We start from the raw sequence: 25670 nt of genomic DNA on the forward strand, positions 1-25670 counted from the left end.
GATTTATAACGCTGCATGGCCGAGCGCAGCCAGTTCTCAGACAAGTCCGAGGCGCGGCGTGTCGACGCGAACGTCGCCGTTCTGGGCACGATGGCGCAGCAGGTGATCCATCAGCGTCAGCGCCATCATCGCCTCGGCGATCGGCGTGGCGCGGATACCGACACAGGGATCGTGACGCCCCTTGGTGACGACCTCCACCGGCTCGCCGTGAATGTCGATCGAACGCCCCGGCTGGGTGATGCTGGAGGTCGGCTTGAGCGCCAGATGCGCGACGATGGGCTGGCCGCTGGAGATGCCGCCGAGCACACCGCCAGCGTGATTGGACAGGAACCCTGCCGGCGTCATTTCATCGCGATGCTCGGTGCCACGCTGGGTCACCACATCAAAACCGTCGCCGATCTCGACGCCCTTCACCGCGTTGATGCTCATCAGCCCGTGGGCCAGATCGGCATCCAGACGATCGAAGACCGGCTCGCCCAGCCCCACCGGCACGCCTTCGGCGACGACCGTGATCCTGGCGCCCACCGAGTCCTGGTCACGGCGCAGCTGATCCATGTAGGCCTCGAGTTCCGGCAGCTTGTCCGGATCCGGGCAGAAGAACGGATTGTCATCGACGCCCTCCCATCCCTTGAAGCCGATCGCGATGGGGCCGAGCTGGCTCATGTAACCACGCACCCGGATACCCTGCCGTGCGAGCCATGATTTGGCGATGGCGCCGGCGGCAACGCGCATGGCGGTCTCGCGGGCGCTGGAGCGGCCACCACCGCGATAGTCGCGAATGCCGTACTTGTGGTGATAGGTGTAATCGGCGTGGGCCGGGCGGAACTGCTCGGCGATCTTGGAGTAGTCCTTGGAGCGCTGATCGGTGTTCTCGATCAGCAGTCCGATCGGCGTGCCCGTGGTGCGGCCCTCGAACACGCCGGAGAGGATCCGGACCTGATCCGGCTCGCGGCGCTGGGTGGTATGGCGCGACGAGCCTGGCCGACGGCGGTCCAGGTCGCGCTGCAGATCCGCCTCGCTGAGTTCGAGCCCCGGCGGGCAGCCGTCGACGATGGCACCCAGCGCGGGGCCGTGACTCTCACCGAAAGTGGTGACGGTGAACAGTTTGCCGAAGGTGTTGCCGGACATGCGCGATCCTCAGGAAAGGGAAGAAAGATTCAGGTTCAGGCCGGATGAGACGCGGCGAAGTGATCCGCGTAGGTATCGAGATCCTCGGCGCTCAGCGCAAAGACCCCTTCCCCGCCGCGTTCGAACTCCAGCCACAGGAACGGCACTTCCGGGAAAGCCGCCTCCAGATGACGCTGGGAGTTGCCCACTTCGACGATCAGCATGCCGCCGTCGTTCAGGTAGGCGCGGGCTTCGCGCAGGATGCGTCGGACGATGTCGAGGCCATCGCGACCGGCGCCCAGCGCCAGATCGGGCTCGTGACGATACTCCGCCGGCATGGCCGCCAGATCGCGAGTGTCGACATAGGGCGGATTGCTGACGATCAGATCGTAATGCTGCCCCGCGACGCCTTCGAACAGGTCGGACGCCACCGCGCGAACGCGCCGCCCGACATCATGACGCACGATATTCGCCTTGGCGACCTCGAGCGCTTCCACGCTGATATCGACCAGATCCACCTCGCAGGTGGGCAGGTAGAGCGCCGTGGCAATGCCGATACAGCCGGAGCCGGTGCACAGGTCGAGCACGTGCGCCGGCGGCAGGTCATCGAACCAGGCCGAGAAGCCCTGCTCGATCAGCTCGGCGATGGGCGAACGGGGAATCAGCACCCGCTCGTCGACCTCGAACGGGAAGCCGGCGAAAAACGCCTCGCCGAGCAGGTAGGGCAACGGCCGACGCGACTCGATGCGGCTTCTCACCAGCGCGACGATCCGGCGCCGCTCGATGCCCAGCAGACGCGCGTCGAGCACGGCCGGGTCAATGTCCCACGGCAGATGCAGCGCGCCCAGCACCAGGGCAACCGCTTCGTCCCAGGCGCTGTCGGTGCCATGGCCGAAATGCAGCCGATGGGCATGGAATTCGGTGGTGGCCCAGCGCAGGCAGTCCCGCACGCTGAACAGGTCTTCGACGATGGCATCGTCCGCTAGCGTCAGGGTCGACTGCGGTGGCGACATGGAAGGAACTCGCATCTGGCTGGAAAACGGACGACGATTGTACGCGCAAGGCTCGCGCGTTCACAGCCGGCCATGTCATGACGCGCGGAATCGGTTACCCTTCCGCCCGCTGAATCACTCAAGCCAAAGACAGCGGTCAGCAAAGGCACAATGGCAATGACCCACTCCTCGAGCGACGACGACGATCACAACGCCTTCCGCCAAGCACTGGAAGCGGCCGGCGTTCAGCGGCTCAGACTCAACCGCGCGGCCACGGGTCGCCCGCGACGCGACGCGCTCAACGCCGACGCGCGGCGTGAAGCCGCCGAACAGGCGTCGCCAGTCGTGCAATCCCGGCTATCGGACGGCGGCGTCGAGGCGGTCACGCCGCATCAGCGCCTGGAATTCTCGATTCCGGATCTGCCACCGCGAACCTTTGCCCAGCTCAAGCGCGGTCACATCGCCTGGGAAGGCGGGCTCGACCTTCACGGCTACACCCTCGACGAAGCCCGTGCCGAGCTCGAATCGTTCATCGACGACGCCATCGCCAGCCGGGTTCGCTGCGTGCTGGTGGTACATGGCAAGGCACGCGGTTATCGCGGTAGCGGCGCGGATTACCCGGTGATCAAGAGCCACGTCAACACCTGGCTCAAGAACTGGTCGCGGGTGCTGGCCTTCTGCTCGGCGAGCGAGATCGATGGCGGCACCGGCGCCCTCTACGTGCTGCTGCGCACACGCGGCGACTGACGAGCGGCGTCAACCGTGGCGCTTGGGCGAGGATAGCGGCAGCGGTAGACGCCCCTGCGGGTCGGCGCTGCTGGCCGGGTGGCGGTGGCCATCGGCCGGTTCGGCGGCGACAGACGTCCGGTCCCGCTGGCGCTCGTGGCGATCCAAGGCCTGGGAGGCAAGATAGCGCCCCAGCTCGATCAGCGCCTCGGCGCGATGGAACTCGTAGGCGCCACACACGCTCTTGGGCACCTCGATCAGAATGTCGGGCGGATAACCGGCGATCTTGTACTTGGCCAGCGCGGCCTGGGTGATATCGAACGAGGCCAGCATCATGTCGAGCTTGCTCCAGGCGCGCTCGGTCTGGCTCGACCAACTGCTGTTTTCCGAGGCTTCCTCTTCGTCGCTGAACGACGAGACCATCCCTTGCACCCGCGTGCGCACGTTCTTCAGCCAGCCGCTGAAGCTCTGGCCTTCGGCTTCGCGTTCGATTTCACGGGCATGTTCCTGGGCCGCCTGGTCGGCGGGCAGCAGATCTTCCAGTGTCACGGGCGTCGGCGTCTGGGCGGTAGCATTGACCGCCAGCACGATGTCCGCGTTGACGGAAACCGTGGGAATGATCGGCAGCGGATTCAGCAGCCCTCCATCGACCAGCACATGGCCGTTGTCCTGGACCGGGGTGATGATGCCGGGTACCGCGATCGAGGCGCGGATCGCGCGCAGCAGCGGGCCACTCTGGAACCACACTTCCCGCTGGCGGCTCAGATCCGTTGCCACCGCCGTGAACGGCATCGGCAGGTCCTCGATACGGATATCCCCGACCAGCGCTTCCAGCTTGGTCATCACCCTGCCGGCACGCATGGCCCCCATGGCGCTCCAGGTGATGTCGACCAGGCGCAACACGTCGAAATAGTCGAGCTGGCAGACCCAGTCACGGTAGCCGTCGAGCTTGCCGGCGGCGTAGATGCCGCCGATCAAGGCACCCATGGAGCAGCCGGAGATCGACGCGATCTCGTAGCCTCGCGCCTCGAGCTCCTCGATCACGCCGATGTGGGCATAGCCCCGTGCGCCGCCGCTCCCCAGTACCAACGAGACACGAGGTTTCATGACATGGACTCCACGACCGTCGATTGATACCAGCGTACGATTTCCGAGGCGACCTGCGCCACTCTGATGCCCTCCAGATGCAGATGATGTCCGCCAGAGACGAGGCGCCGCTCGAACCTGCCGATCCGGCGACAGGCCTCGCCAAGGTGCGGCCGCTGCGTCAACACGCCGGCAGTGGCCTGCACCAGTAGCACCGGGGCGCGAATGGCAGCCACCGTCGCCAGCATCTGGTCCGGCGTCCAGCGCAGCAGCGACGGATGGACCAGACGCCGGTCGGTCCGCCAGTAGTAGCGCCCGTCCTCCTGCCGGCCGAGATTACGCTCGACGATGGGCCGCGCGGTATCGGCATCGATCCGGGTGACGCCACCATGAACCCTCGCCGCGACCGCCTCGTCGACGCTCGCATAGCTGCCGGCAGCGCTGCGCGAACGCCGCCGCGCCCGCAACGCCGCCTGCAGCTGCGTCACCGTCTCGCCGGGTTCGCTGGTGGTCGAGGCGAGCCCGTCGATCAACACCAGTCCGTCGACCCGCTCCGGCGCGGCGGCAGCGATCAGACTGGCAACGCCGGCGCCCATCGAGTGGCCGACGAATGTCGTCGAGCTCAGCTCCAGGGCGTCCACGGCTTCGAGCACGTCCGGCATGTAACCCCACAACGGGTACTCGGCCCGCACGCCACGATGCGGTGAATGGCCGTGCCCCGGCAGGTCCAGCGCCACCAGGCGAATCCCCAGCGCAGTGGCCAGCGCCGGCGCCAGGCGGGAAAACGTCGCGGCGTTATCGAGCCAGCCATGCAGGGCCACCCAGGTGGGCGCGGCATCGTCGCCCCAGCTCAACGCGGCCAGGCGCCCTTCGCCCAGAATCATTTCTCGTGCCTTCAAGAACCTTCTCCCAGCATGTCGTCGATGGCCTCCAGAATCTCCTGACGGGTCGCTTGCGGATGCTCGAACGGAAACATGTGACCACCGGGCACACAGCGCAACCGAATGCCCAGCCGCGAGAGCGTGCGTCGCCGCTCGGGCGTCAGCAGATCGGAGTCTTCACCGGCGATCACGGTCAGCGGCACCTCGATCTTGCGTAGCACCGAGGTGAGATGATCCGGCAGGTGGCGAAACACGGCGGCCTCGGTACGCGGTGCATAGCGCAGCTTCGCCGCGCCGCTATCGTCGACGATGGTCGTCGCCCCGGTGACGTAATCCTCCATCGCGGTTTCGGTAAAGCCCTGGAACAGCGAACGGCGACGCAGCGAAGCGGCCATCGCTTCCCGGCTGGGCCAGACCTCGCGACGGCGCAGCGTCTTGCCGGCCGGCGTCACCCGGTCGACGAAGCCGGCGAGCTTGGCGAACTTCAACATCCAGGCGTCCCGCCCGAGCAGCAGCGGCGGATCCAGAGCCACCACGGCGCGAAAGCGATCCGGCGACTTGGAGGCAGCCATGATCGAAAGCACGCCGCCCATGGAGTGCCCCACGGCGACGATCGGCGTCGACAACGACTCGGTGGCCGACAGGTACTCTTCGCGCAATGCCAGCCAGTTCCGCCCTACCGGGAACTGGGGATCATGCGCCAGGCGGTCCAGCGGATGCAGTTCGAAATGCGTCGCCAACGGCGACAACAGCGTCCGGTAACTGGCACCGGTAAACCCGTTGGCGTGGGCAAAGACCAGTGGATAACGCAGCATCGACATCTGAATTCCCTTAGACTATCGGCTAATCGGCTATAAATGCATGGCTTCAAATTCACGACCCGGTCGAACGTCCCCAACGCCCATGCCTCACGATATCGTCGCTCGACATTCGGGTGGCATCGGCCATGATCGCCGCTGACAGGATTCGACGGTCACGATCATGAAACGGGCTCGCGTCCCGGCGGCATTCGACCCTTTTACCCAGCAAGGATTGTACTGTGTCTCGCAAAGGATCCCACCGCGATACCCGTCTGCGTAACCGCTTGTTTTGGGCGCTGCTGATCGCGGCGCTCGTGGTCGGCTTCTGGTTAGTCCGCGGCGGAGAGTGAATCATGGGGCTGTTGGCCGCTTTTACCCATACGCTGGAAATCACGCTGCCGGTCTTTCTGATGGTCTTCCTGGGGCTTGGTCTCAAGCGGCTCGGCTGGATCGATTCCCACTTCATCACCACAGCATCGATGCTGGTGTTCAAGGTCACCATGCCGGCGCTGCTGTTTCTGAGCATCATCAAGGCGGACCTGAGTCGCGCCCTGCAGCCGGAGCTGATCGGCTATTTCATCGGCTACACCATCATCAGCTTCTTTCTCGCCTGGGCCTGGGCGATCTGGCGGCACCCCCGCGTGGAAAGAGGCATCTTCACCCAGGGAGCATTCCGCGCCAACAACGGCATCGTCGGGCTCGCCCTGGCGGCCGGCCAGTACGGCGACTACGGCCTTTCCGTAGGCGGGGTGCTGGCCGGCGCGGTCATCGTCATCTACAACGTCTTCTCGGTCTTCATCCTGTCGCTCTACAGCGACGAGGTCGCCACGGACTTCCGCAGCCTGATCAAGAATCTGGCCAAGAACCCGCTCATCCTGAGCGTCGTCTTCGCGATTCCGGTGGCGTTGGCGGATATCGAACTCCCCGGCTGGGTCATGACGTCGGGCGGCTATCTCGCCGGCATGTCGCTGCCATTGGGCTTGATCTGCATCGGCGGCACGCTCTCCGTCAGTGCATTCAAGCGCAGCAGCACCATCGCCCTCGACGCCAGCCTGTGGAAGCTGGTGTGGGTTCCCCTGCTCGGGGTGCTGGGCGCTCTCGCCGTGGGAATTCACGGCCCGGCACTGGGGATCATCTTCCTCTACCTGGGCTGCCCGGGCGCAGCGGCCAGTTTCGTCATGGCCAAGGCGTTCAAGAGCAACGACAAGCTGGCTGCCAATATCATCGTCATCACGACCTTCGCGTCGATGTTCACCCTCAGCCTGGGGCTGTTCCTGCTGAAATGGCTGGGGCTGGTATAGCCCGAACGCTGCCGGATGCCGGATGCCGGACGAAAGATGCCGGACGAAAAAAGGGCCGCTCTATCGAGCGGCCCTTCTCATTACCCTATCTTATCAGCCTGTCATCGTCATGCCGTTGATTGGCACACAAGCTGACGAGATCAGCTTTCGCGTTCGCCATCGACGAGGCGACGCAGCTTCAGCGGGTTGCTCTCGCGCACGGCTTCCGGCAGCAGCGTATCCGGCAGGTCCTGGTAACAGACCGGACGCAGGAAGCGGAAGATCGCTGCGGTGCCCACGGACGTGGTGCGCGAGTCGGAAGTCGCCGGAAACGGGCCGCCGTGAACCATGGCATCGCACACTTCCACCCCGGTCGGCCAGCCGTTGGCCATGATACGGCCCGCCTTGCGTTCGAGCGTCGGCAGCAGTGCCTTGGCGGCCTCGTAATCGGCGTCATCCATCTGCAGCGTTGCCGTCAACTGGCCTTCTAGGCTCTCGGCGACACGCTTGACTTCCGCCGCGTCGCGGCAGGCCACGATCAGCGAAGAGGCGCCGAAGACTTCCGCCTGCAGCGAGGCATCGGCGATCACGTCCTCGCCGGCAGCCACGAACAGGCCGCTCTGGCACTGGTTGGCGCCTTCGCCCTCCAGTCCCCGCGCCACCTCGCGAACCTTGCCGTTCGCCGCCAGCGCGCTTACACCCTGGCCGTAGGCTTGGTGAATACCCGGCGTCAGCATCGTTTGGGCCGTGCTGGCCTTGAGCGTTTCGCTGGCGGACTCGATGAACGCGTCGAGATCCGGCCCCTCGATCGCGATCACCAGACCCGGGTTGGTGCAGAACTGCCCGGCCCCCATGTTGAGCGAGCCCACGAACGCCTCGCCCAGCGCCTTGGCGCGTGCACTCAGCGCGGCCGGCAACAGGAACACGGGGTTGATGCTGCTCATTTCCGCATAGAACGGGATCGGTTCCGGACGACGCTGGGCAATCTCCAGCAGTGCCAGACCACCCTTACGCGACCCGGTGAAGCCCGCTGCCTTGATCCGCGGGTCGGCGACCAGCGCCTGCCCTACCTCGAAGCTGGAATCGTGCAGCATCGAGAATACGCCCTCGGGCAGACCGCACTTCCTGACGGCGGCCTGCACGGCGCGACCGACCAGCTCGCAGGTGCCGGGATGCGCCGGGTGCCCCTTGACAATCACCGGACAACCCGCGGCCAATGCCGACGCGGTATCGCCACCAGCGACGGAGAACGCCAGCGGGAAATTGCTGGCACCGAACACGGCCACCGGCCCCAAGGCGATGTGGCGCTGACGCAGATCGACCCGCGGCATCGGCTGGCGATCCGGCAAGGCCGGGTCGATGCGAACGTCGAGCCACTCGCCGGCGCGCACGGTCTTGGCGAACAGGCGCAGCTGCCCGCAGGTGCGTCCGCGCTCGCCCTGGATGCGCCCCTGAGGCAGCCCGGACTCGGCCACGGCCCGCTCGATCAGGTCGTCACCGATCGCCTCGATCTCGTCGGCGATCGTCTCGAGAAATCTGGCTCGTTCTTCGAGTGAGGTTTCGCGATAGGTATCGAATGCCGACCAGGCGAGTTCGCACGCTCGCGCCACGTCTTCGGAAGTGCCGCCGAAAAACTCGGTCGGCAAGCGCTCGCCCGTCGCCACATTGATCGCGACGATCGGATCGCGGGTCCCCTTGACGGTTTGCTGTCCGATCAATAGTTCGCCAGTCAGATTCACATTGCCTCCTAGAGAAAGCTGGGATGTTAGAGAAAGCTGGGATGTCGAAAACGCTCGAATGCCGGGACGCCAATGCCAACAGAAAGACACCGCCGCCCCGTGGGACGGCAGTGCAATCGAACGATATCTCGAATCGATCGGCCCGCCTTTATCGCCCGGGCCGGCAAGAGATCAAGCTTCGGAGCGATCCTGATACGCGGCGTAGTTGTCGTACGCCCGTTGAAGATGGCGGTGCATGGCGTCCCGTGCGGCTTCCGTCTGCCCTGAGACGATCGCCTGCAGGATCTCGGCGTGCTCACGAGCCACCCTTTCAAGATAGTAAGATATGGCTTCGGGGTCGAGCTCGACGGACAGAAGTTTGGTCCGGGGGATAGCGCCTTCGTTGAGTTGATCGTACAGCGAGACGAAGAACGGGTTGTGCGTGGCTTCGACGATCGCCCGGTGGAAGACATAGTCCTCGTGGCGAGCCTGACTACCCGTCTCGCAGGCCGCCAGGAACCGTTCGTGAGCGCTCTGCATCGCCGCGACATCCTCCGGCGTGCGCCGTTCGGCCGCCAGCGCCGCCGCCTGGGCATCCAGCGTCATGCGCATTTCCAGCACGTGCAGAATGTCTTCCACCGTGGTGGCGTTGATGCGTCTTGCCGGAAACTGGTGATCCGGCGCAGAGCGCAGAACGCGCGTGCCAATACCCCGACGCGTCTCGACCAGGCCCATCGACTTGAGGTGAGCGATCGCCTCGCGCACCGCCGTCCGACTGACACCGAACATGTCGCACAGCTGGCTCTCGGTCGGCAGTTTTTCCCCCACCTCGATATGCCCCTGAGTGATCAGGGCTTCCAGCTGTCGGGCGATCTGGCGCGATAGACTCTCCTGAGAAGAGATGCGCTTTATCTCCCAAGCCTTGGTCTGCTCCATCGTGCTGCCTACCTTATCGATTTTCCTGTCCGACGCCGGCGTCCGCGATCACTCGGGGCGGTCGGTGCTGTATGACGTTCGAGGTGAATAGCATACCAGCTCGACCGGCCCCGGCCCGGATCACGTTTCGTCGTCGGGGTGACCCAGCGTCACGAACTTGCCGCCCTGATAGACCACCGCCGGGTCCGTCGGGTCCTGAGGCGCTTTGGCCGCCTCGGCCTCGACCTCGGCCCGCCATGGTGCCGAGCTCTCCTGCGGCGCCCAACCGAGGAACTGCGCATGGCGATTGTCCCACCACTGCTCGGCATTGCCTGAAGCGCCATAGACCACGGTATACCCCAGCTTGGGCGCGACGAACGCCCGCTCCAGCAGCGCCACGAAATCCTCGACACCCAGCCAGGTGGCCAACATGCGCGTGTCCTTGGGCTTGGGGAAGCAGGAGCCAATGCGCACGCTCAGCGTCTCGATCGCGAACTTGTCGAAATAGAGGCTCGCCAGGTCCTCGCCAAAGCATTTGGAAACTCCGTAGAGCGAATCCGGCCGACGCGGGACCTGGCTATCGATCCGCGTCGAGCGCTCGTAGAAACCGATGGTATGGTTCGAGCTGGCAAAGACGATGCGCGGCTTGCCCTGCTTCCGGGCCGCCTCGTAGAGATTATAGGTCCCGATGATATTGGCCTGCAGGATCCCTTCCCACGGCTTCTCTACCGAAATGCCGCCCAGGTGGACGATACCATCACAATCGCTGACGAGCCTTGCCACCGCTGCCGCGTCGGCCAGATCGCAAGCGACGATCTCCTCGTGCTCCTCAGCGTTGTCGATTGCCTCGATGTCCGACAGACGCACGTGCCGGGCCAGCTTCGCCAGATGCGGACGGATGGCTTTGCCAACGCCACCGGCGGCGCCGGTCACCAGTAATCGATTCAGCATGTTGATCTCTCCTGTTGGTTTGGACGGCCAGTTGTCCGGTAGCCGCCCTAGGGATGTCGAATAGTTCGAAGACCGAGCTTGTGCTGTCGCGTCACTGCAGCAGGTTGGGCAACGTCAAGGAGACCGCCGGCACGTAGGTCACCAGCATCAGCACCACGAACAGCGCCAGATAGAAAGGCCAGATAGTCTTGACGGTCTGCTCGATCTTGATCCCGCCGATTGCACTACCGACGAACAGACACCCGCCGACTGGCGGCGTACACAAGCCGATGCCCAGGTTCATCATCATCAGGATGCCGAACTGGATGGGGTCCATGCCGAACTGCTGTGCCACCGGCAGGAAAATCGGCGTGCAGATCAAGATCAGCGGCGCCATGTCCATGATCATGCCGAGCGCCAGCAACAGCAGGTTGAGCATCAGCAACACGACGATGGGGTTGTCGGAGAGCGATGTCAGCGTATTGGCGAGCATTTCCGGCACGTTGTAGAGCGCCAGCAGGTAGGAAAACGCCGAGGCGCAACCGACCAGGATCATCACCAGCGCCGTCGTCTTGACGGCCTGGTAGACCGCCTTCTTGAACGACTCCCAGCGGAGTTCACGGTAGACGAGCCCGGTGATCACGATGGCATAGATCGCGCCGAACGCGCCGGACTCGGTCACCGTAAGGATGCCGGACAACACGCCGCCGACGATGATCACCGCCGTCAGCAGGCCCGGCAGCGACGCGACGAAGCTGATCAGCAGCGCGTACCAGCCCGGGAAGGGTTCACCGCCGTAGCCGCGCTTGACCGCCACCACATAGGCCGCCACCGCCAGCGCCAGGCACATGAGAATACCGGGCACGATACCGGCCACGAACAGCTGGGTGACCGAGATCCCGCCACCGGCCGCCACCGCGTAGAGAATCATGTTGTGGCTGGGCGGAATCACCACGCCGGCAATCGAGGAGGTCACCGTCACGTTGACCGCATAGTCGGTGTCGTAGCCCTTTTCCTTCATCACCGGAATCAGAATGGAGCCCAGCGCCGAGGTATCGGCGACGGCAGAGCCGGAGATGCCGCCGAACAGCATGGACGAGCTTACGTTGACCATCCCTAGGCCACCGCGGACGCGGCCGACCGCAGCCGAGGCAAACCGCACCAGGCGGCTCGAGATGCCGCCGTGCAGCATCAGCTCACCCGCAAAGATGAAAAACGGAATCGCCAGCAGCGAAAACACCGAAATGCCCGAGACGATTCGCTGGAACCCCACGAACAGCGGCAGCCCCTCGTAGAGAAACGTCACGATCGAGGCCAGCCCCACCGCGAACGCGATCGGCGCCCCCACGATCAGCCCGAGGAAAAAGACGCCGAAAAGAATCGCAAGCCCCATAGTGTCAGCTCCCTGCCCGGCCGGTACGCGTGATGCGTTGAATGAGATTGGCGCAGGTGAAAATCACCAGGAGCACGCCACAAGCTACCAGAGGCGCGGCTCGCCAACTTTCGGAGAGTCCGATCATCGGGATCGGGCGGCCGGCGTTGTTCATCATCATCAACCAGCCCTGCCATGCCATGAATCCACCGAAGAGCAGCACGAATCCGTCGGAAATGGCGTGCATGATCACCCGCGGAATTCGCGGCGCGCCTTCACGCAGAAAGTCGATGCTCAGGTGGGAATTGAAACGTACACCGGCACCCGCACCGAGGCAGGTGATATAGACCACGATCAACAGCGAGGACTGCTCGATCCAGGTCGGGGTATCATTGAGCACGTAGCGGCCGAAAACCAGCCAGCCGAACGAGAAAATCAGGAACACCAGCAGCACGCCAGCAACGATCAGGCATAAACGCGCCAAACCGTCCAGCACCCTGTCTGACACCGTGTCAGGATTGGTGGCCGAATCCGGGACGTTATCCACGATGGGTTTCCCTAGTTGATATCGAAGACGAAAGACGAGCCCCTGTCAGCAGAGGCTCGTCACCATTGGCGGCTTATTGGGTATTGCGGATATCATCAATCAGTGATTCGAGGTCAGGATTTTCCTTGATGAAGGCCTGATAAATCGGCTCCATCCGCTTCTGGAACTCGGCCTTGTCCTTGACCTGGTTGACCTTCACGCCTGCAGCCTCGACTTCTTCACGGCTCTTCTTCGCGCCTTCGGCCCACAGCTCACGCTGTTCCTTCGCCGCATTCTCGGCAGCCGTGCGAACGATCGACTTGTCCTCGTCGGAGAGCTCGTTCCAGCTGGACTCGGCGATGCACAGACATTCGGGAATGATCAGGTGGCCGGTTTCGGAGAAGTACTTGGCGACCTCGTAATGGTTGCTGGAGTCGAACGACGGGTAGTTGTTCTCGGCCCCATCGATGACGCCGGTCTTCAACGACTGGAACACTTCGCCGTAGGACATCGGCGTCGCATTACCGCCGAGGGCGTCGACCATCTGCACGTAAAGGTCGTTATTCATGACGCGAAGCTTGAGCCCCTTCACATCGTCCGGCTCTTCGATCGGGTGATCGGTGTTATAGAAACTGCGTGCCCCGGAGCCGAACCAGGACAGAGCGATCAGATCCTTTTCCGCAAGAGCATCAGCGAAGCGCTGGCCGATTTCCCCATCCATGACGCGGTACATTTGATCGACGCTATCGAACAGAAACGGCAACGACAGCACGTTGGTTTCGGGTACGATCGGGCCCATAGGCCCCATGTTGAAGTTACCGAAATCCAGGGCACCGCTACGGGCCTGGTCGATGGCATCAGGCTGATCGCCCAGCACCGCATTGTTGTATACGCGAGGGTTGATTCTTCCTTCCGTCTTCTCGGAAACCTCGTCGGCAAAAGACTTCAACGCGACCGAGTTCGGGTAGCCGTCCGGATGAACGTTCCACCCTCTCCAGTTTTCCGCGTGAGCAGGAAAGGCCGCGACAGATAGCGCGCCAGCGACGGCGACCGCGGGTAGCGAAGCGGAAAGATTGCCCCAAAAACGTCTTGCCATCATATGACTCCCTCGCTCGACTCAAAGCGAATTGTGATTGTCGAAACGCAGAATGCCATACATCATACTTGACGTAATATTAGACTTTGGAATTGGCAGATAATGGCGAACCATCAGCGAGATATAATGTTAGTTATTTCTGTAAACTATTGAAAAAAAGACAGTTTCATATTAGTGGATCCAACCGGTACGATAGCTGCCTTCGGGAATCGGTTGGCTCTGATCGTCATCGAACGTAAAAAGGCAGCATCCGAAGATGCTGCCTTGATCTATCGATATCGAGCCGCGAGGGTGACTGACGGGAAGTCAGCGCACCAGCGCTGGCCGCTTGGGATCGAACGACCAGCCATCGATCAGATACTGCATTGCCATCGCATCGTTGCGGCTACGCACGTCGAGCGACTTGTAGAGGGCATGGGCCTTTTCGACCTGAGCCATGTCGAGCTTGACCCCGAGCCCCGGCGTCTTCGGCACAGTCAGCTTGCCTCCGCGGATCGCGAAAGGCTCCTCGGTCAGGCGCTGGCCGTCCTGCCAGATCCAGTGTGTATCGATGGCCGTGATATTGCCCGGGCACGCTGCCGCCACGTGGGTCATCATCGCCAGCGAGACATCGAAGTGGTTGTTGGAGTGCGAGCCCCAGGTCATTCCCCACTCGTCACACAGCTCACCGACCATCACCGCGCCCTGCATGGTCCAGAAATGACAGTCCGCCAGCGGAATGTCGACGGCATTGAGCGCCACCGCGTACTGCAGCTGCTTGAAGTCGGTCGCGATCATGTTGGTGGCGGTGGGCAAGCCGGTGCGCTTCTTGAACTCGGCCATCACCTCGCGTCCGGACCAGCTCTCTTCCTGCCCGCAGGGATCTTCGGCATAGCTGAGGATGTGCTTGATCGGATCGAGAATCCGAACCGCCTCGTCGAGCTTCCAGGCCCCGTTGGGATCCAGCGTCAGCCGGGCTTCGGGGAAGGCGCCGTGCAGTGCACGGATGCAGTCGGCCTCCTCTTCGCCCCGCAGCACGCCACCCTTGAGCTTGAAGTCCTTGAAACCGTAACGCTCATAGGCCGCCTTGGCCAGATTGGCCACCGCATCCGGCGTCAGCGCCTCCCGACAGCGGACCTCGTCCCACGCATCGACCGGATTCTCGGGCTTGGGATACGGCAAATCGGTCTTGTCCGGGTCGCCCAGCAGGAACAGGTAGCCCAGCGCTTCGACTTCATCGCGCTGGCGGCCGAATCGCCCCAGCAGGTCCGCCACCGGCTGACCCAACGCCTGGCCGTAGAGATCGAACAGCGCCGATTCGATGGCGGTCAGCACGTGCACCGCCACGCGCAGATCGAACGTCTGGCGCCCCCGTTCCTCCCGCCCGTTGCTCGCCAGCAGCAGGCGCGAGCGGTTGAGCGTCTGCTTGACCTCGTTGACCGCCGCTCCCTCGACCAGCGGACGACACTGTTCCAGCCCCTTGAGAATCCCCTCGCTGGACGGGATCTCGCCGACGCCCTGGTTGCCGGCATCGTCCTCGAGAATCAATAGACAACGAATGAACCACGGCGCGTGGCCGCCACTCAGGTTGAGCAGAAAACTGTCGTACCCGGCGACCGGCACCACCGTCATCTTGCTGACTTTGGGGAAATTCATATTGCACTCCTCGTACAACAAACTGTCGGGAATTACCCGGCCGATTCCGTAAAAAAGTTGCCGAGCGACGGTCATACCGGGGCGCGTAGCTAAGGCAAAAATTGACGCGAAATACGGACCGGGCTGGCGCACCAGTTTACGTGGGTGTAAATGAGTACTTTCGCGTCGATTTTTAACGCCGTATGACCGAGCGCAGGCACTTTTTTCAGCCGCGCTTGCCGAATTCGGCGCTGTTGACCGTCCACTTCCGCGCCTGCTCGGTCAGGGTGATCCCCAGGCCCGGGCGATCCGGCACCAGCATGCGGCCGTCCCGGGTTTCCAGGCGCTCGTTGAACAGCGGCTCCAGCCAGTCGAAGTGCTCGACCCAGGGCTCGGCGGGATAGGCGGCGGCCAGATGAAGGTGAATCTCCATCGCGAAGTGAGGCGCCAGTTGCAGGCCGGCAGCGTCCGCCAGCGTCGCCAGTTTCAGGAACTGGGTGATCCCGCCGATCCGCGGAGCATCCGGCTGGATGATGTCGGCGCTGCGATGCTTGATCAGCTCCATGTGCTCGCCCACACTGGCCAGCATCTCGCCAGTGGCGATCGGCGTGTCGAGAGCACTGGCCAGCGCCGCGTGACCTTCCACGTCGTAGGCGTCCAGCGGCTCCTCGATCCAGACCAGATTGTACTGCTCCATGGCCCGGCCGAAGCGCAGGGCCGTGGCGCGATCCCACTGCTGGTTGGCGTCGATCATCAACGGCACGTCGTCACCGAGATGCTTGCGCACGGCCTCGACGCGCTGAAGGTCGATCCGCATGTCGGGCTGTCCCACCTTGATCTTGACGCCCTTGATGCCGTTCTCGAGAGATCGCGTCGCGTTCTCCTTGACCTCTTCGATTGGCGTATGCAGAAAGCCACCGGAGGTGTTGTAGCACTGCACGGAGTCGCGATGCGCCCCCAGCAGCTTGGCCAGCGGCAGCCCGGCGCGCTTGGCCTTGAGATCCCACAGCCCGACATCGACCGAGGCAATCGCCTGCGTCGAAAGACCGCTGCGCCCTACCGATGCCCCGGCCCACACCAGCTTCTGCCACAGTTTGCCGGTGTCGTTGGGATCTTCGCCCAGAATGGCCGGCGCGATCTCCTGGGCATGGGCGAACTGGCCATATCCCCCGGCACGCTTGGAGTAGCTGAAGCCGATCCCCTGATGGCCATCACGCGTTTCGATCTCGGTGAACAAAAACGACACTTCGGTCATCGGCTTCTGGCGGCCGGTCAGTACCTTCGCGTCGCTGATGGGTGTCGCCAGCGGCAACAGGACATGGGAAAAACGGATCCAGCTAATGGCATCGTTGGACATCGGACTACCTCATGGATGTGGCTGAGAGACTCTCCTCCCGATCTGCTCGGCGCCGATATGATTGCGCTATCATCGAAAATGCCGAGCCGCTAACGGACGGGATGTTAGCGCAATCAATTTGTATGACAAAGAGGCCACCCTGCGATTACGACCAAAGGATGACGACTCGCGACGGCACCGTGCCGCATGCCGAAGCGGCTCAGGTGGTATCCCGATCGACGATCTCGAAGCCGACATCCAGAACCTGCCCGGCCCGCTCGAACGTCGGCTGTGCCATGCGCTGCAACAGATGCTCGGCCGCCCGCAGGCCGATGGCAGCGCCGTCGATACGTACGGTACTCAACGCCGGGAAGCTGGCGGCAGCATAACTGCTGTCGCCAAATCCCATGATCGCCAGTTGCCCCGGCACCGTCAGCCCGCGACTCTGCGCCTCCGACAATACCCCCAGCGCGAGGATATCCGAGCTGCAGACGATGGCATCCAGCGCATGGCGATCGAGCAGTTCGGCGCTCTTCTCCCGCCCCCAGGGCATGCTCGAAGGCGTACCGACTTCCCGCAGCTGGTACTCCCCAATGCCGGCGCTCTCGAGCCCCGACACGAAACCGGCGACCCGCAGCTTCGCGCGAGAATCGTCGGCACTGATGATGCCGAAGCGCCGATAACCCCGTGACAGCAGATGCTCGGCCACGGCGCGCCCCACCGCTTCATGGGAGAAGCCGACCAGCATGTCCAGCGGATCATCGGTCATGTCCCAGATCTCGACCAGCGGCACCTCGGCCGCCTTGAGCCGCTGGCGGGTCAGCGCCGAATGGCGACAGCCAGTGAGAACGATCCCGTCGGGACGGCGGCTCAACACGGTCTCGAGAATCGTCTCCTCCTGCTCCGGCGTATAGCCGACCAGACCCAGCAGCACCTGATAGCCCTGGGAAGAGAGCGCCCCCATCACCGTCTGCACGACTTCAGCGAACAGCGAGTGCGCCACGGTCGGCACCAGTAGCGCCACTAGCCGGCTCCGACTCGACGCCAGCGCGCCGGCGACCCGATTGGGCACGTAACCGGTTTCGAGCACCGCTCGCTGAACACGTAGTCGCGTGCTTTCGCTCACCAGCTCGGGGCGGTTGAGCGCTCGCGACACTGTCATCGGCGCCACGCCTGCAACGCGAGCCACATCGGTCAGCCGTGCGCTGCCGGTCGAGCGCGAGGAACGTGGTTTATCGCCGCTATCGTCCATCGACGTGACTACTCATCAGACTGTTCATCCATACGAAATCCATTCAGTTCGACGCTCGATTCTCGGCATCAGATCTTTTGCCCTTTTGCCCTTCTGCCCTTCTGCCCTTCTGGCGAACATGAATGCTGTCAAGGTGATAGCGCAAACATGCCTCCGCCCATTTGCCAGTTGTCGTCGAGCTGAAACCGCCACCCTAAGAGGGAGAGAAGAAAGCCTTCAACGACGCACATCCGGCTGCCCAGACATCCGCTTCCAGCAATGCAATACCTGCCGTAGGGAACATGACGCCTGCGTTGGAGCGCCCCTCGGTCAGACGACCCGTGAGCAGCCCGACCAGCGGCATGTGGCTGACGACGATCAAGGGTCGCGTCGCATCGAACAGGGTCAGCCGTTCGATCAGCGCGCCGACATCATCGTCCGGCGTCACGCCGCCGACCGTCTCGACTTCGCCGTGCATGGCTTCGGCAACCGCCCGTGCGGTCTGCTGTGCCCGATCGTAGGGGCTGACCCAGATCGTGGCGCCGGCCAGCGTCTGTCGCGAGGCCAGCCATCGGCCCGCCTCCGCGGCCTCGCCCTCCCCGCGGGTCGTCAACCGACGCGCCGCATCCGGGCTGCCCGGCCCTGCCTCTCCATGCCGGACTACCGCGAGCCAGCCCATCACTCGGGATCCGGCGCGAGTTCGTGAGCGCGGGATACCGACTCCCGCGACAGCATGAATTCGACGTCGCTGCTCTGCTCGCTCTCCATCAGCGCCTTGGCCATGTCCTTGGCCGGAATGCCGTCGAACATGACCCGATAAAGCCCCTGCGCCAGCGGCATGTAGATATCTTCCTGATGCGCCTTCTCGCACACCAGCTTGACCGTATTGACGCCTTCGGCCACCTGACCGAGCACTTCGATGGCGGAATCGAGATCGTGCCCCTGCCCCAGCGCGTAGCCGACGCGATAGTTGCGCGAGAGCTCGGAAGAACAGGTGACGATCAGATCACCAACGCCGGAGAGTCCCAGGAAGGTCATCGGGTTGGCGCCGAGCGCGACGGCGAACCGGCTCATCTCCGCCAGCGCGCGGGTCATCAGCATGCTGCGCGTGTTCTCGCCCATGCCCAGCGCGGCGGCCATGCCGGCCGCGATGGCGTAGATGTTCTTGAGCGAACCGCCCAGCTCGGCGCCGTAGCGATCGTTGCCGGCGTAGACGCGGAAATAACTGCACCCCAGCGCCGCCTGCACGTAGGCCCGCGTGACGGGATCGTCGCTGGCGATCACCGTCGCCGTCAGCTGCTTCTGAGCGATCTCGGCAGCCAGGTTCGGGCCGGACAGCGCTCCGATGTGCGAAGAGCCCGTCTCTTCCTCGATCACCTGACTCATCAGCTTGAAGCCGTCCGCCTCGATCCCCTTGGTGGTACTGACCAGAATCTGCTCGGGCCGCAGGTACGGCCGCGCCTGCTGCAACACCTTGCGGAAGGCCTTGGAGGGAATCGCGATGAAAACCACGGCAGCTTCGGCAACCGTCTCCGCCAGATCGGTGGATGCGACCACTGCCGGATTGATCGAGTAATCGGGCAGGTAGCGACCGTTGCGGTGTTCGCGATTGATCTGTTCCACCAGCGCTTCGTCGCGCAGCCACTGACGAACCTCGGCGCCATTATCGGCGGCGATGCTGGCGATGGCGGTACCGAAGCTGCCCCCGCCGAGTACCGCGACCGTCATGCGTTCTTCCGACCCGTTCTTGCCTGACCTGGTTTTATCCGACTCGTTTTTATCCGACTCGTTTTTATCCGACATAGCCGTTCCATTGACGATGAGCGATACCCACAGTGTAACGAAAAAACGCCCCGAAAACGGGGCGTTGATCGTGCAGGAAACGCGTTCAGCCAGACATCGCCGGGGCTAGTCGATCATCCCGACGAGGGAGTCGATGCTGGACCGGGCGTCACCGTAGAGCATGCGCGTATTGTCCTTGAAGAACAGCGGATTCTCGATGCCCGAGTAGCCGGTCCCCTGCCCGCGCTTGCAGACGAAGACCTGCTTCGACTCCCAGACTCTCAGTACCGGCATGCCGGCGATCGGGCTCGCGGGATCTTCCTGGGCCGCGGGATTGACGATATCGTTGGAGCCGATGACGATCACCACATCGGTGTTGGCGAAGTCGTCGTTGATCTCGTCCATCTCCAGCACGATGTCGTACGGCACACGGGCTTCGGCCAGCAGCACGTTCATATGGCCCGGCAGGCGCCCGGCCACCGGATGGATGCCGAAGCGAACCTCCTTGCCGGCCGCACGCAGCTTGCGCACCAGATCGCTGACCGCATTCTGCGCCTGCGCCACGGCCATGCCGTAGCCGGGCACGATGATCACGCTGTCGGCGTCGTTGAGCGCGCTGGCCACCCCGCCGGCGTCGATGGCGACCTGCTCGCCCTCGATCTCGGCCGCAGGCCCCTGCGGTCCACCGAAGCCGCCCAGGATGACGCTGACGAAGTTGCGGTTCATCGCCTTGCACATGATGTAGGAGAGAATCGCCCCGGACGAGCCAACCAGCGCGCCGGTCACTATCAGCAGGTCATTGGAGAGCGTGAAGCCGATCGCCGCGGCAGCCCAGCCCGAGTAGCTGTTGAGCATGGAAACCACCACCGGCATGTCGGCACCGCCGATGCCCATGATCAGGTGCCAGCCGATGAAGAATGCCAGCGCTGCCAGCAACAGCAGCGTCCAGAACCCAGCGCCGTTGAAGTAAGCGATGGCCAGCAACAGACACAGCGCTACCGCTCCGGCATTCAGCAGGTGCCCGCCGGGCAGCTTGTGCGGCTTGCCGCCGATCTTGCCGGCCAGCTTGCCGAACGCCACCACGGAGCCGGTGAAGGTGACCGCGCCGATGAAGACACCCAGCACCACCTCACCCTGCAGAAAGGCGAGTTCCGCCGGGGTCTTGTGGGCCAGCGTCGAGGCAAACGCCGACAGACCATCGAAGGAGACACCGGCCGCCTTGATCGCCATGACCCGTGCGCGCTCCAGTTCGGCATTCCAGCCGATGAAGACCGCAGCCAGGCCGACGAAGCTGTGCAGCGCAGCCACCAGCTGCGGCATTTCGGTCATCTCGACCTTGCGCGACAGCCACACGCCGATCAGCCCGCCGATCAGCATCATCGGGATCATCCAGCCATAGCCGCCGACCTTCGGGCCCAGCGCGGTGAAGACCACGGCAATCGCCATGCCGACGATGCCGTACCAGACCGCACGCTTGGCTTTCTCCTGGTTGCTCAATCCCCCCAGCGAGAGGATGAACAGGACACTCGCCGCGATCGCCGCGGCGGAAACGAACTCGTGTTGCAACATATCGATTCTCCGCGGATCAGGATTTCTGGAACATGGCGAGCATGCGGCGGGTCACCAGGAAGCCGCCGACGATGTTGATCGAGGCGATCAGCACCGAAAGCCCTGCCAACAGCGCCACCACCCAGCTGCCGGAGCCGATCTGCAACACGGCACCCAGAATCACGATGCCCGAAATGGCATTGGTCACCGCCATCAACGGCGTATGCAGGGAGTGGCTGACGTTCCAGATCACCTGGAAGCCGACGAAGCAGGCCAGCACGAAGACGATGAAGTGCTGCATGAACGATGCTGGCGCGACCAGCCCCAGCAGCCACATCAGTACGCCGCCAGCGACCAGGATGCCGATCTGGCGCTTGCTCTGGGCCACGAAGGCGGCGTGCTCGGCCGCCTTCTTCTCTTCCGGCGTCGGCTCCTTGACCTTCTCCTTGGGCTTGGCGGCACCGATCGCCTTCACCTTGGGCGGCGGTGGCGGGAAGGTGATCTCGCCGGCATGGGTCACCGTCGCGCCGCGAATGACGTCGTCTTCCATGTCATGTACCAGCACGCCGTCCTTCTCCGGCGTCAGATCGGTCAACATGTGGCGTATGTTGGTGGCATAAAGCAGCGACGCCTGTGTCGCCATCCGCGACGGGAAGTCCGTATAGCCGACCACGATCACCCCGTTATCGGTGACGATGCGTTCGTCGGGCACGGTCAGATCACAGTTGCCGCCCTTCTCCGCCGCCAGATCGACGATCACCGAACCGGGCTTCATCGCCGCGACCATGTCCTCGAGCCACAGTTTCGGTGCGGGGCGACCGGGAATCAGCGCGGTGGTGATGACGATATCGACTTCCGGCGCCTGCTCGCGGAACAGCGCCAGCTGCTTCTCGCGGAACTCGGGGCTCGATGGCGCCGCGTAGCCGCCGGTGCCCGAGCCGTCCTGGCTCTCCTCGAAATCGAGGAACAGGAACTCCGCGCCCATCGATTCGATCTGCTCGGCGACTTCCGGTCGCACGTCGAAGGCACGAACCACCGCGCCCAGACTCGCTGCGGTGCCGATGGCCGCCAGCCCGGCGACGCCGGCACCGACGATCAGCACCTTGGCCGGCGGCACCTTGCCGGCCGCGGTCACCTGCCCGGTGAAGAAGCGCCCGAACTGATTGCCCGCTTCGATCACGGCACGATAACCGACGATATTGGCAGTACTGGAGAGCGCGTCCATCTTCTGGGCACGCGAGATACGCGGGACCATGTCCATGGCGATGACCGTCGCGCCCTTGGCTCGGCAGCGCTCCAGATTCGCCTCGTTCTGTGCCGGCCAGAAGAAGGTGATCAACGTCTGGCCCGCTTTCAGCTGGTCGATTTCCGACTCGACCGGCTCCCGGACCTTGATCACCACGTCCGCCTCTTGCCACAGCGTTGCCGCGCTATCGACCACGCTGACGCCGGCCTGCCGGTAAGCGTCGTCATCGAAGCCGGCGAGCTTGCCGGCGCCACTTTCGATCAGGCACTCATGGCCCAACTTCTGTATCTGCTGCGCGCTCTCCGGCGTCAGCGCCACTCGCGCTTCCCCCCTGGCGAGCTCCTTGGGCGCCCCGATCTTCATTGGCCTCTCTCCCGATGGTCAGCCATGCACCGATACTCCTCATGCTATCTATCGATAGTCGTATATCAATGACGCACCACGCCTTGACCATTTACGGAAAGCCATGGCAGGAAAGTCGTCATCGTTTATCGCAGGACACTGCGGTAGGTGCCCACAGTTTTCCGGAGATCCATCAGGCGAATCAAGCGTTTAGGAGAAAAACCAACCCGATCAATATTTTATGGCAGGCATAACCAAAGCGTTATGTTTAAAAACAGCACTAAACTCTTGTTTTAAATATTAAAAGCCGGACCTACGGTTTCCGTTATCAAACATATAATGAATGACTTATTGCTACTGGATTCGACAAGGAAGCCCGCTTTTCTGCATCCCGCGCCTTGCACGACGAATTGGCGCGGCGCCGCGGTTACGCTTTGTCTGAAAAATGCCTGCGCTCGCCCATACTGCGTTAAAAATCGGCTCAAAGGCTCATTTACTTCCCTGTAAACTCCGCTTTTTCGCCGATTTTTGCCTTGTCTGGCCATCGCTCGTCGATTTTTCAGACAGAGCTTAGTACTGAAACGTCGACCAGCCTCCAAAAAAAGCCGGCTGCAGGAGCCGGCATTCCGTCATCGGGACATATCCGATCAGGCATCGATCGGGATGAACAGGAGACAAACGGGAGGCGCGCTGGGCGACGGCGCCTCGATTACCTGCTGCGCCAGATGGGTACGCAGGACATCAAGCGGATTGACCCGCCGCATGGCAGCCAACCCGGCAACGCCGGCCCCTTAGGGGCTCCAATCTTCACTCGCTACCTCCCGATATTCAGCCATGCACCGAGATTCGACTTTCTCTCAAGAACATGCCACCTATCCAGAACGTGCCGCCTATCAAGAACGCGCCACTCCCGGGCCATCCATGAAAGCAACAGGGGAAAGCGCGTCGTTTATCGAAACTGCTCGGCCTTCCAACCCCTGAGGCTCCATGTGCAAAAGATGTTATCAGGCTATGGTAATGGTTATCAGGGCCTCTTCTGGGTAGGCACCTACATTACCCGGGGCCCGACACCTGCTGTCTTATAAAACTTCTCCTCCCATAGCACTCTCGTTGATGCCAAGCAGACCAACTTCATCGCTGATTGACATAGCACTCATATCATCAACATCACTATTTACAGACATCGTTTCATTAAGTTCGCCATTCCCTAGCATGTAGGCTGCATCATTACTCGACTGGTTAATACTTGCGTAATCCGCCATAGTAATGGCAAGCGTTGGGGCAGTGCGATCTCCACCGGCCGCCTCGATGTATCGAGTACCCCCAGCACCTTCTACCTTGACCGTGATTACATCTCCTGCGCTAAGCCCATTCTGAGCAACAAGAGAGTTAAGTTGATTCGCCAAGTCGATACCCGCAGTGATGTTTTCACCGTCCTGCCAGGTTCCTGAAGCCTGCCACACTTCCTCTTCTGCGAGATAGTTTCGGTCAGTAACCGAGCCGAACCCATCACCGTTGAGCGTATCTTCTACCTGATTCCGTGAAGCCAGCGCCGACACTTCCCCTATCACCGCCAGCGAGCATTTTCTGACCGCCGATTCCGTCTCAACCGCTGAACGCATACCGGGGAGGACCAACCATGGCGACGCTGACCGACGAGAGCAGCCCATTTTGACAGGCATTTCTACCCGCTGGACACGCTGATACTGGCTGCCGATGACCGTCAGCTCTCTGCGTGGTGCCTTTGTCCGACAGACGATCAGCATGGCGTGCCTCGGGGATAGCGCAGGCGGCTTCGCAGGGTGTTCAACACCGTCATGCGTCCGATGTCCTGCCCGAAGTCGAGGATGATCTGCCGCGCCTTTTGAACCACGAGCGCCGCACGATGCACCAGCTCTTGTAGCACGGTGCGGATCCGGCGCCGCTTGGCGGGATGGCGCACCGGGCTCAGCTCGCCGGTCATGCCCAGCTGCCCCATCAGCCGCAGGATGTTGTAGGCCAGCTGGGCGAGGTGCAGGATCAGATCGTTGGTGGCGAACTTGCCCGACGGCAGCCGCTCCAGGTCGAGATCGGTCTTGATCTCACTGTGGAATTGCTCGTGGGTGGCATGCGCCTGGTAGCGTTTGATCACCGCCTCCGGCGCCTCGTCCAGGCTGGTCCACCAGCCTTCCAACTCATAGTCCGGTTCGAGCAGCAACTGGCCATCGCGATCGGCGGTGCGCTCTACCAGGCGCATCACGCGTTGGACGACGTATTCGGTCTTGTTGTCGTCGTGGATCGAGACGGTCTGCGTCCACAGCGCCTGGCGCTTGCCAGGACGCAGCTCTTCCCAGTAGTCCGCCGCCACAGCCAACCAGGTATCCTGATCCGCCGTGGCCGAGCCGCGCGGGTTCCATTTGACGACATAGTCGAGCCGGCGCCCCTCGTCGGCAAAGACCTGGCGCTGCTGTTCGAGAAGCGCCAGGTGCGCCTGGCTGTCGAAGCCGCTGTCCTCGCGTAACAGGATCGGTTGCTTGGTCAGGCCTTGGGCGCGAGGCAGTACCCGCTCCAGGAAGGCGTTGCTCTCCTTCATGGTGTGCTGCTTGCCAGGCCGCAGTTCCAGACCCAGGCACCACCCTTCGTTGCCCAGATAGGCGGCGATCGGGGTGTAGCCATCGACCTTCTGGTAGGTCCGCGAGACGCCTTCCTTCTTCGAGTTGCTGTTGTCCATGACGAAGGTGTCGATGTCCAGGCAGACGTGCGTCGTCTCGGCGGTGATCGGTGCTTCGATCAGTGACAGCAGGGTCGTGGACCAGGTGGCGGTGCGCGCCTGCAGGTCGTTGGCGGCAAGTTTCTCCAGCCGCTGTCGCAGCGTCGCCGCGCTCGGCACCTTCTGCAGGGTCAGCAGTTGTTGGAAGGGCTTGTCGCGGCGGAAGTTCTCGACAGCGTCATAGTCGCTCATGCCCAGACACAGCAGGCCCAGGTAGCTCTTGATCACGTCACTGGTGCGCATGCCCAGCGTGGTGGGGAAGCGGCTGTCGATGCTGTCGACGCCAGCGATCTCGAAGCATTGCCCGATGATGGACAGCCCGGCGTGGCTGGTGAGGGTGCGGCGACTGGCGCGGAATTTGACGTTGGGCATGGCACTGTCTGGGTGAATGGC

At 63.0% G+C, this 25670-nt stretch carries 22 protein-coding genes; 2 read left to right on the forward strand and 20 right to left on the reverse strand.

The genetic code is table 11. The features are described from left to right. Positions 1-36: 36 nt before the first annotated feature. Together aroC and prmB are read right to left on the reverse strand one after the other, a co-directional pair. Positions 37-1128, reverse strand: coding sequence for a chorismate synthase (gene aroC, locus ACWHY3_RS11585; protein ID WP_448126612.1), 1092 nt, complete (start codon positions 1126-1128; stop codon positions 37-39). Between the two features lie 35 nt (positions 1129-1163). Next, positions 1164-2120: a 50S ribosomal protein L3 N(5)-glutamine methyltransferase gene (gene prmB / locus ACWHY3_RS11590; RefSeq protein ID WP_448126613.1), complete on the reverse strand. Its 957-nt coding sequence runs from the start codon at positions 2118-2120 to the stop codon at positions 1164-1166. 156 nt (positions 2121-2276) lie between these two features. On the opposite strand from prmB, the gene ACWHY3_RS11595 reads away from it, so the two are divergent. Continuing rightward, positions 2277-2846, forward strand: coding sequence for a Smr/MutS family protein (locus ACWHY3_RS11595; protein ID WP_448126614.1), 570 nt, complete (start codon positions 2277-2279; stop codon positions 2844-2846). A 9-nt stretch (positions 2847-2855) separates the two neighbouring features. On the opposite strand, the gene ACWHY3_RS11600 is transcribed toward ACWHY3_RS11595, so the two are convergent. The 3 genes from ACWHY3_RS11600 to ACWHY3_RS11610 are packed head-to-tail and all read right to left on the reverse strand — an operon-like array spanning position 2856 to position 5613. Beyond that, complete coding sequence (locus ACWHY3_RS11600; protein WP_448126615.1) at positions 2856-3932, reverse strand: patatin-like phospholipase family protein; 1077 nt, start codon at positions 3930-3932, stop codon at positions 2856-2858. Beyond that, on the reverse strand, positions 3929-4810 hold the full coding sequence (locus tag ACWHY3_RS11605; RefSeq protein WP_332779347.1) for an alpha/beta fold hydrolase: 882 nt from the start codon (positions 4808-4810) through the stop codon (positions 3929-3931). Before ACWHY3_RS11605 ends, ACWHY3_RS11600 begins: the two co-directional genes overlap by 4 nt. Continuing rightward, on the reverse strand, positions 4807-5613 hold the full coding sequence (locus tag ACWHY3_RS11610) for an alpha/beta fold hydrolase (protein WP_332779346.1): 807 nt from the start codon (positions 5611-5613) through the stop codon (positions 4807-4809). Before ACWHY3_RS11610 ends, ACWHY3_RS11605 begins: the two co-directional genes overlap by 4 nt. A 332-nt stretch (positions 5614-5945) precedes the next feature. Here ACWHY3_RS11610 and ACWHY3_RS11615 point away from each other — a divergent pair, with 332 nt between their 5' ends. Beyond that, positions 5946-6893 carry an AEC family transporter gene (locus ACWHY3_RS11615; protein WP_448126616.1) on the forward strand — a complete coding sequence of 316 codons (948 nt, stop codon included), beginning with the start codon at positions 5946-5948 and terminating at the stop codon, positions 6891-6893. 140 nt (positions 6894-7033) lie between these two features. Here the strand turns inward: ACWHY3_RS11615 and ACWHY3_RS11620 are convergent, their stop codons facing one another. The 15 genes from ACWHY3_RS11620 to ACWHY3_RS11690 form a co-directional block, all read right to left on the reverse strand. Continuing rightward, on the reverse strand, positions 7034-8611 hold the full coding sequence (locus tag ACWHY3_RS11620; RefSeq protein WP_087718955.1) for an aldehyde dehydrogenase (NADP(+)): 1578 nt from the start codon (positions 8609-8611) through the stop codon (positions 7034-7036). A gap of 171 nt (positions 8612-8782) precedes the next feature. After that, positions 8783-9526, reverse strand: coding sequence for a FadR/GntR family transcriptional regulator (locus tag ACWHY3_RS11625; protein ID WP_087718954.1), 744 nt, complete (start codon positions 9524-9526; stop codon positions 8783-8785). A 120-nt stretch (positions 9527-9646) separates the two neighbouring features. Then, positions 9647-10456, reverse strand: a complete 810-nt coding sequence (locus tag ACWHY3_RS11630; protein ID WP_332779343.1) for an NAD-dependent epimerase/dehydratase family protein — start codon at positions 10454-10456, stop codon at positions 9647-9649. A gap of 91 nt (positions 10457-10547) precedes the next feature. Beyond that, positions 10548-11828, reverse strand: coding sequence for a TRAP transporter large permease (locus ACWHY3_RS11635; RefSeq protein WP_087718952.1), 1281 nt, complete (start codon positions 11826-11828; stop codon positions 10548-10550). A 4-nt stretch (positions 11829-11832) separates the two neighbouring features. Further along, on the reverse strand, positions 11833-12354 hold the full coding sequence (locus ACWHY3_RS11640) for a TRAP transporter small permease (RefSeq protein WP_087718951.1): 522 nt from the start codon (positions 12352-12354) through the stop codon (positions 11833-11835). A gap of 73 nt (positions 12355-12427) precedes the next feature. Continuing rightward, positions 12428-13429 carry a TRAP transporter substrate-binding protein gene (locus ACWHY3_RS11645; protein WP_087719032.1) on the reverse strand — a complete coding sequence of 334 codons (1002 nt, stop codon included), beginning with the start codon at positions 13427-13429 and terminating at the stop codon, positions 12428-12430. A 306-nt stretch (positions 13430-13735) separates the two neighbouring features. Beyond that, positions 13736-15064, reverse strand: a complete 1329-nt coding sequence (locus ACWHY3_RS11650; protein WP_332779341.1) for an enolase C-terminal domain-like protein — start codon at positions 15062-15064, stop codon at positions 13736-13738. A gap of 205 nt (positions 15065-15269) precedes the next feature. Next, positions 15270-16400, reverse strand: coding sequence for an L-talarate/galactarate dehydratase (locus tag ACWHY3_RS11655; RefSeq protein WP_087718949.1), 1131 nt, complete (start codon positions 16398-16400; stop codon positions 15270-15272). A 199-nt stretch (positions 16401-16599) separates the two neighbouring features. Further along, positions 16600-17631 (reverse strand): LacI family DNA-binding transcriptional regulator, encoded by a 1032-nt coding sequence (locus ACWHY3_RS11660; RefSeq protein ID WP_087718948.1) that lies wholly within the window; start codon positions 17629-17631, stop codon positions 16600-16602. A 193-nt stretch (positions 17632-17824) separates the two neighbouring features. Continuing rightward, a complete protein-coding gene (gene sixA, locus ACWHY3_RS11665) occupies positions 17825-18289 on the reverse strand; it encodes a phosphohistidine phosphatase SixA (RefSeq protein ID WP_087718947.1) in 465 nt (154 codons plus the stop codon). Beyond that, on the reverse strand, positions 18289-19338 hold the full coding sequence (locus ACWHY3_RS11670) for an NAD(P)H-dependent glycerol-3-phosphate dehydrogenase (RefSeq protein ID WP_087719031.1): 1050 nt from the start codon (positions 19336-19338) through the stop codon (positions 18289-18291). The genes sixA and ACWHY3_RS11670 overlap by 1 nt, the downstream gene beginning before the upstream one ends. Before the next feature lie 180 nt (positions 19339-19518). Continuing rightward, the gene (locus ACWHY3_RS11675) at positions 19519-20961 is read right to left on the reverse strand and encodes an NAD(P)(+) transhydrogenase (Re/Si-specific) subunit beta (RefSeq protein WP_332779340.1); all 1443 of its coding nucleotides are present in this window, start codon (positions 20959-20961) and stop codon (positions 19519-19521) included. 16 nt (positions 20962-20977) lie between these two features. After that, positions 20978-22549 carry a Re/Si-specific NAD(P)(+) transhydrogenase subunit alpha gene (locus ACWHY3_RS11680; protein WP_448126617.1) on the reverse strand — a complete coding sequence of 524 codons (1572 nt, stop codon included), beginning with the start codon at positions 22547-22549 and terminating at the stop codon, positions 20978-20980. A gap of 1058 nt (positions 22550-23607) precedes the next feature. After that, entirely contained in the window at positions 23608-24294 is a 687-nt protein-coding gene (locus ACWHY3_RS11685) for a hypothetical protein (RefSeq protein ID WP_448126618.1), read from the reverse strand. Continuing rightward, on the reverse strand, positions 24288-25649 hold the full coding sequence (locus ACWHY3_RS11690; protein WP_432414714.1) for an IS1380 family transposase: 1362 nt from the start codon (positions 25647-25649) through the stop codon (positions 24288-24290). Before ACWHY3_RS11690 ends, ACWHY3_RS11685 begins: the two co-directional genes overlap by 7 nt. Positions 25650-25670 lie beyond the last annotated feature (21 nt).

It is taken from the genome of Salinicola sp. NYA28a, from assembly GCF_976982775.1.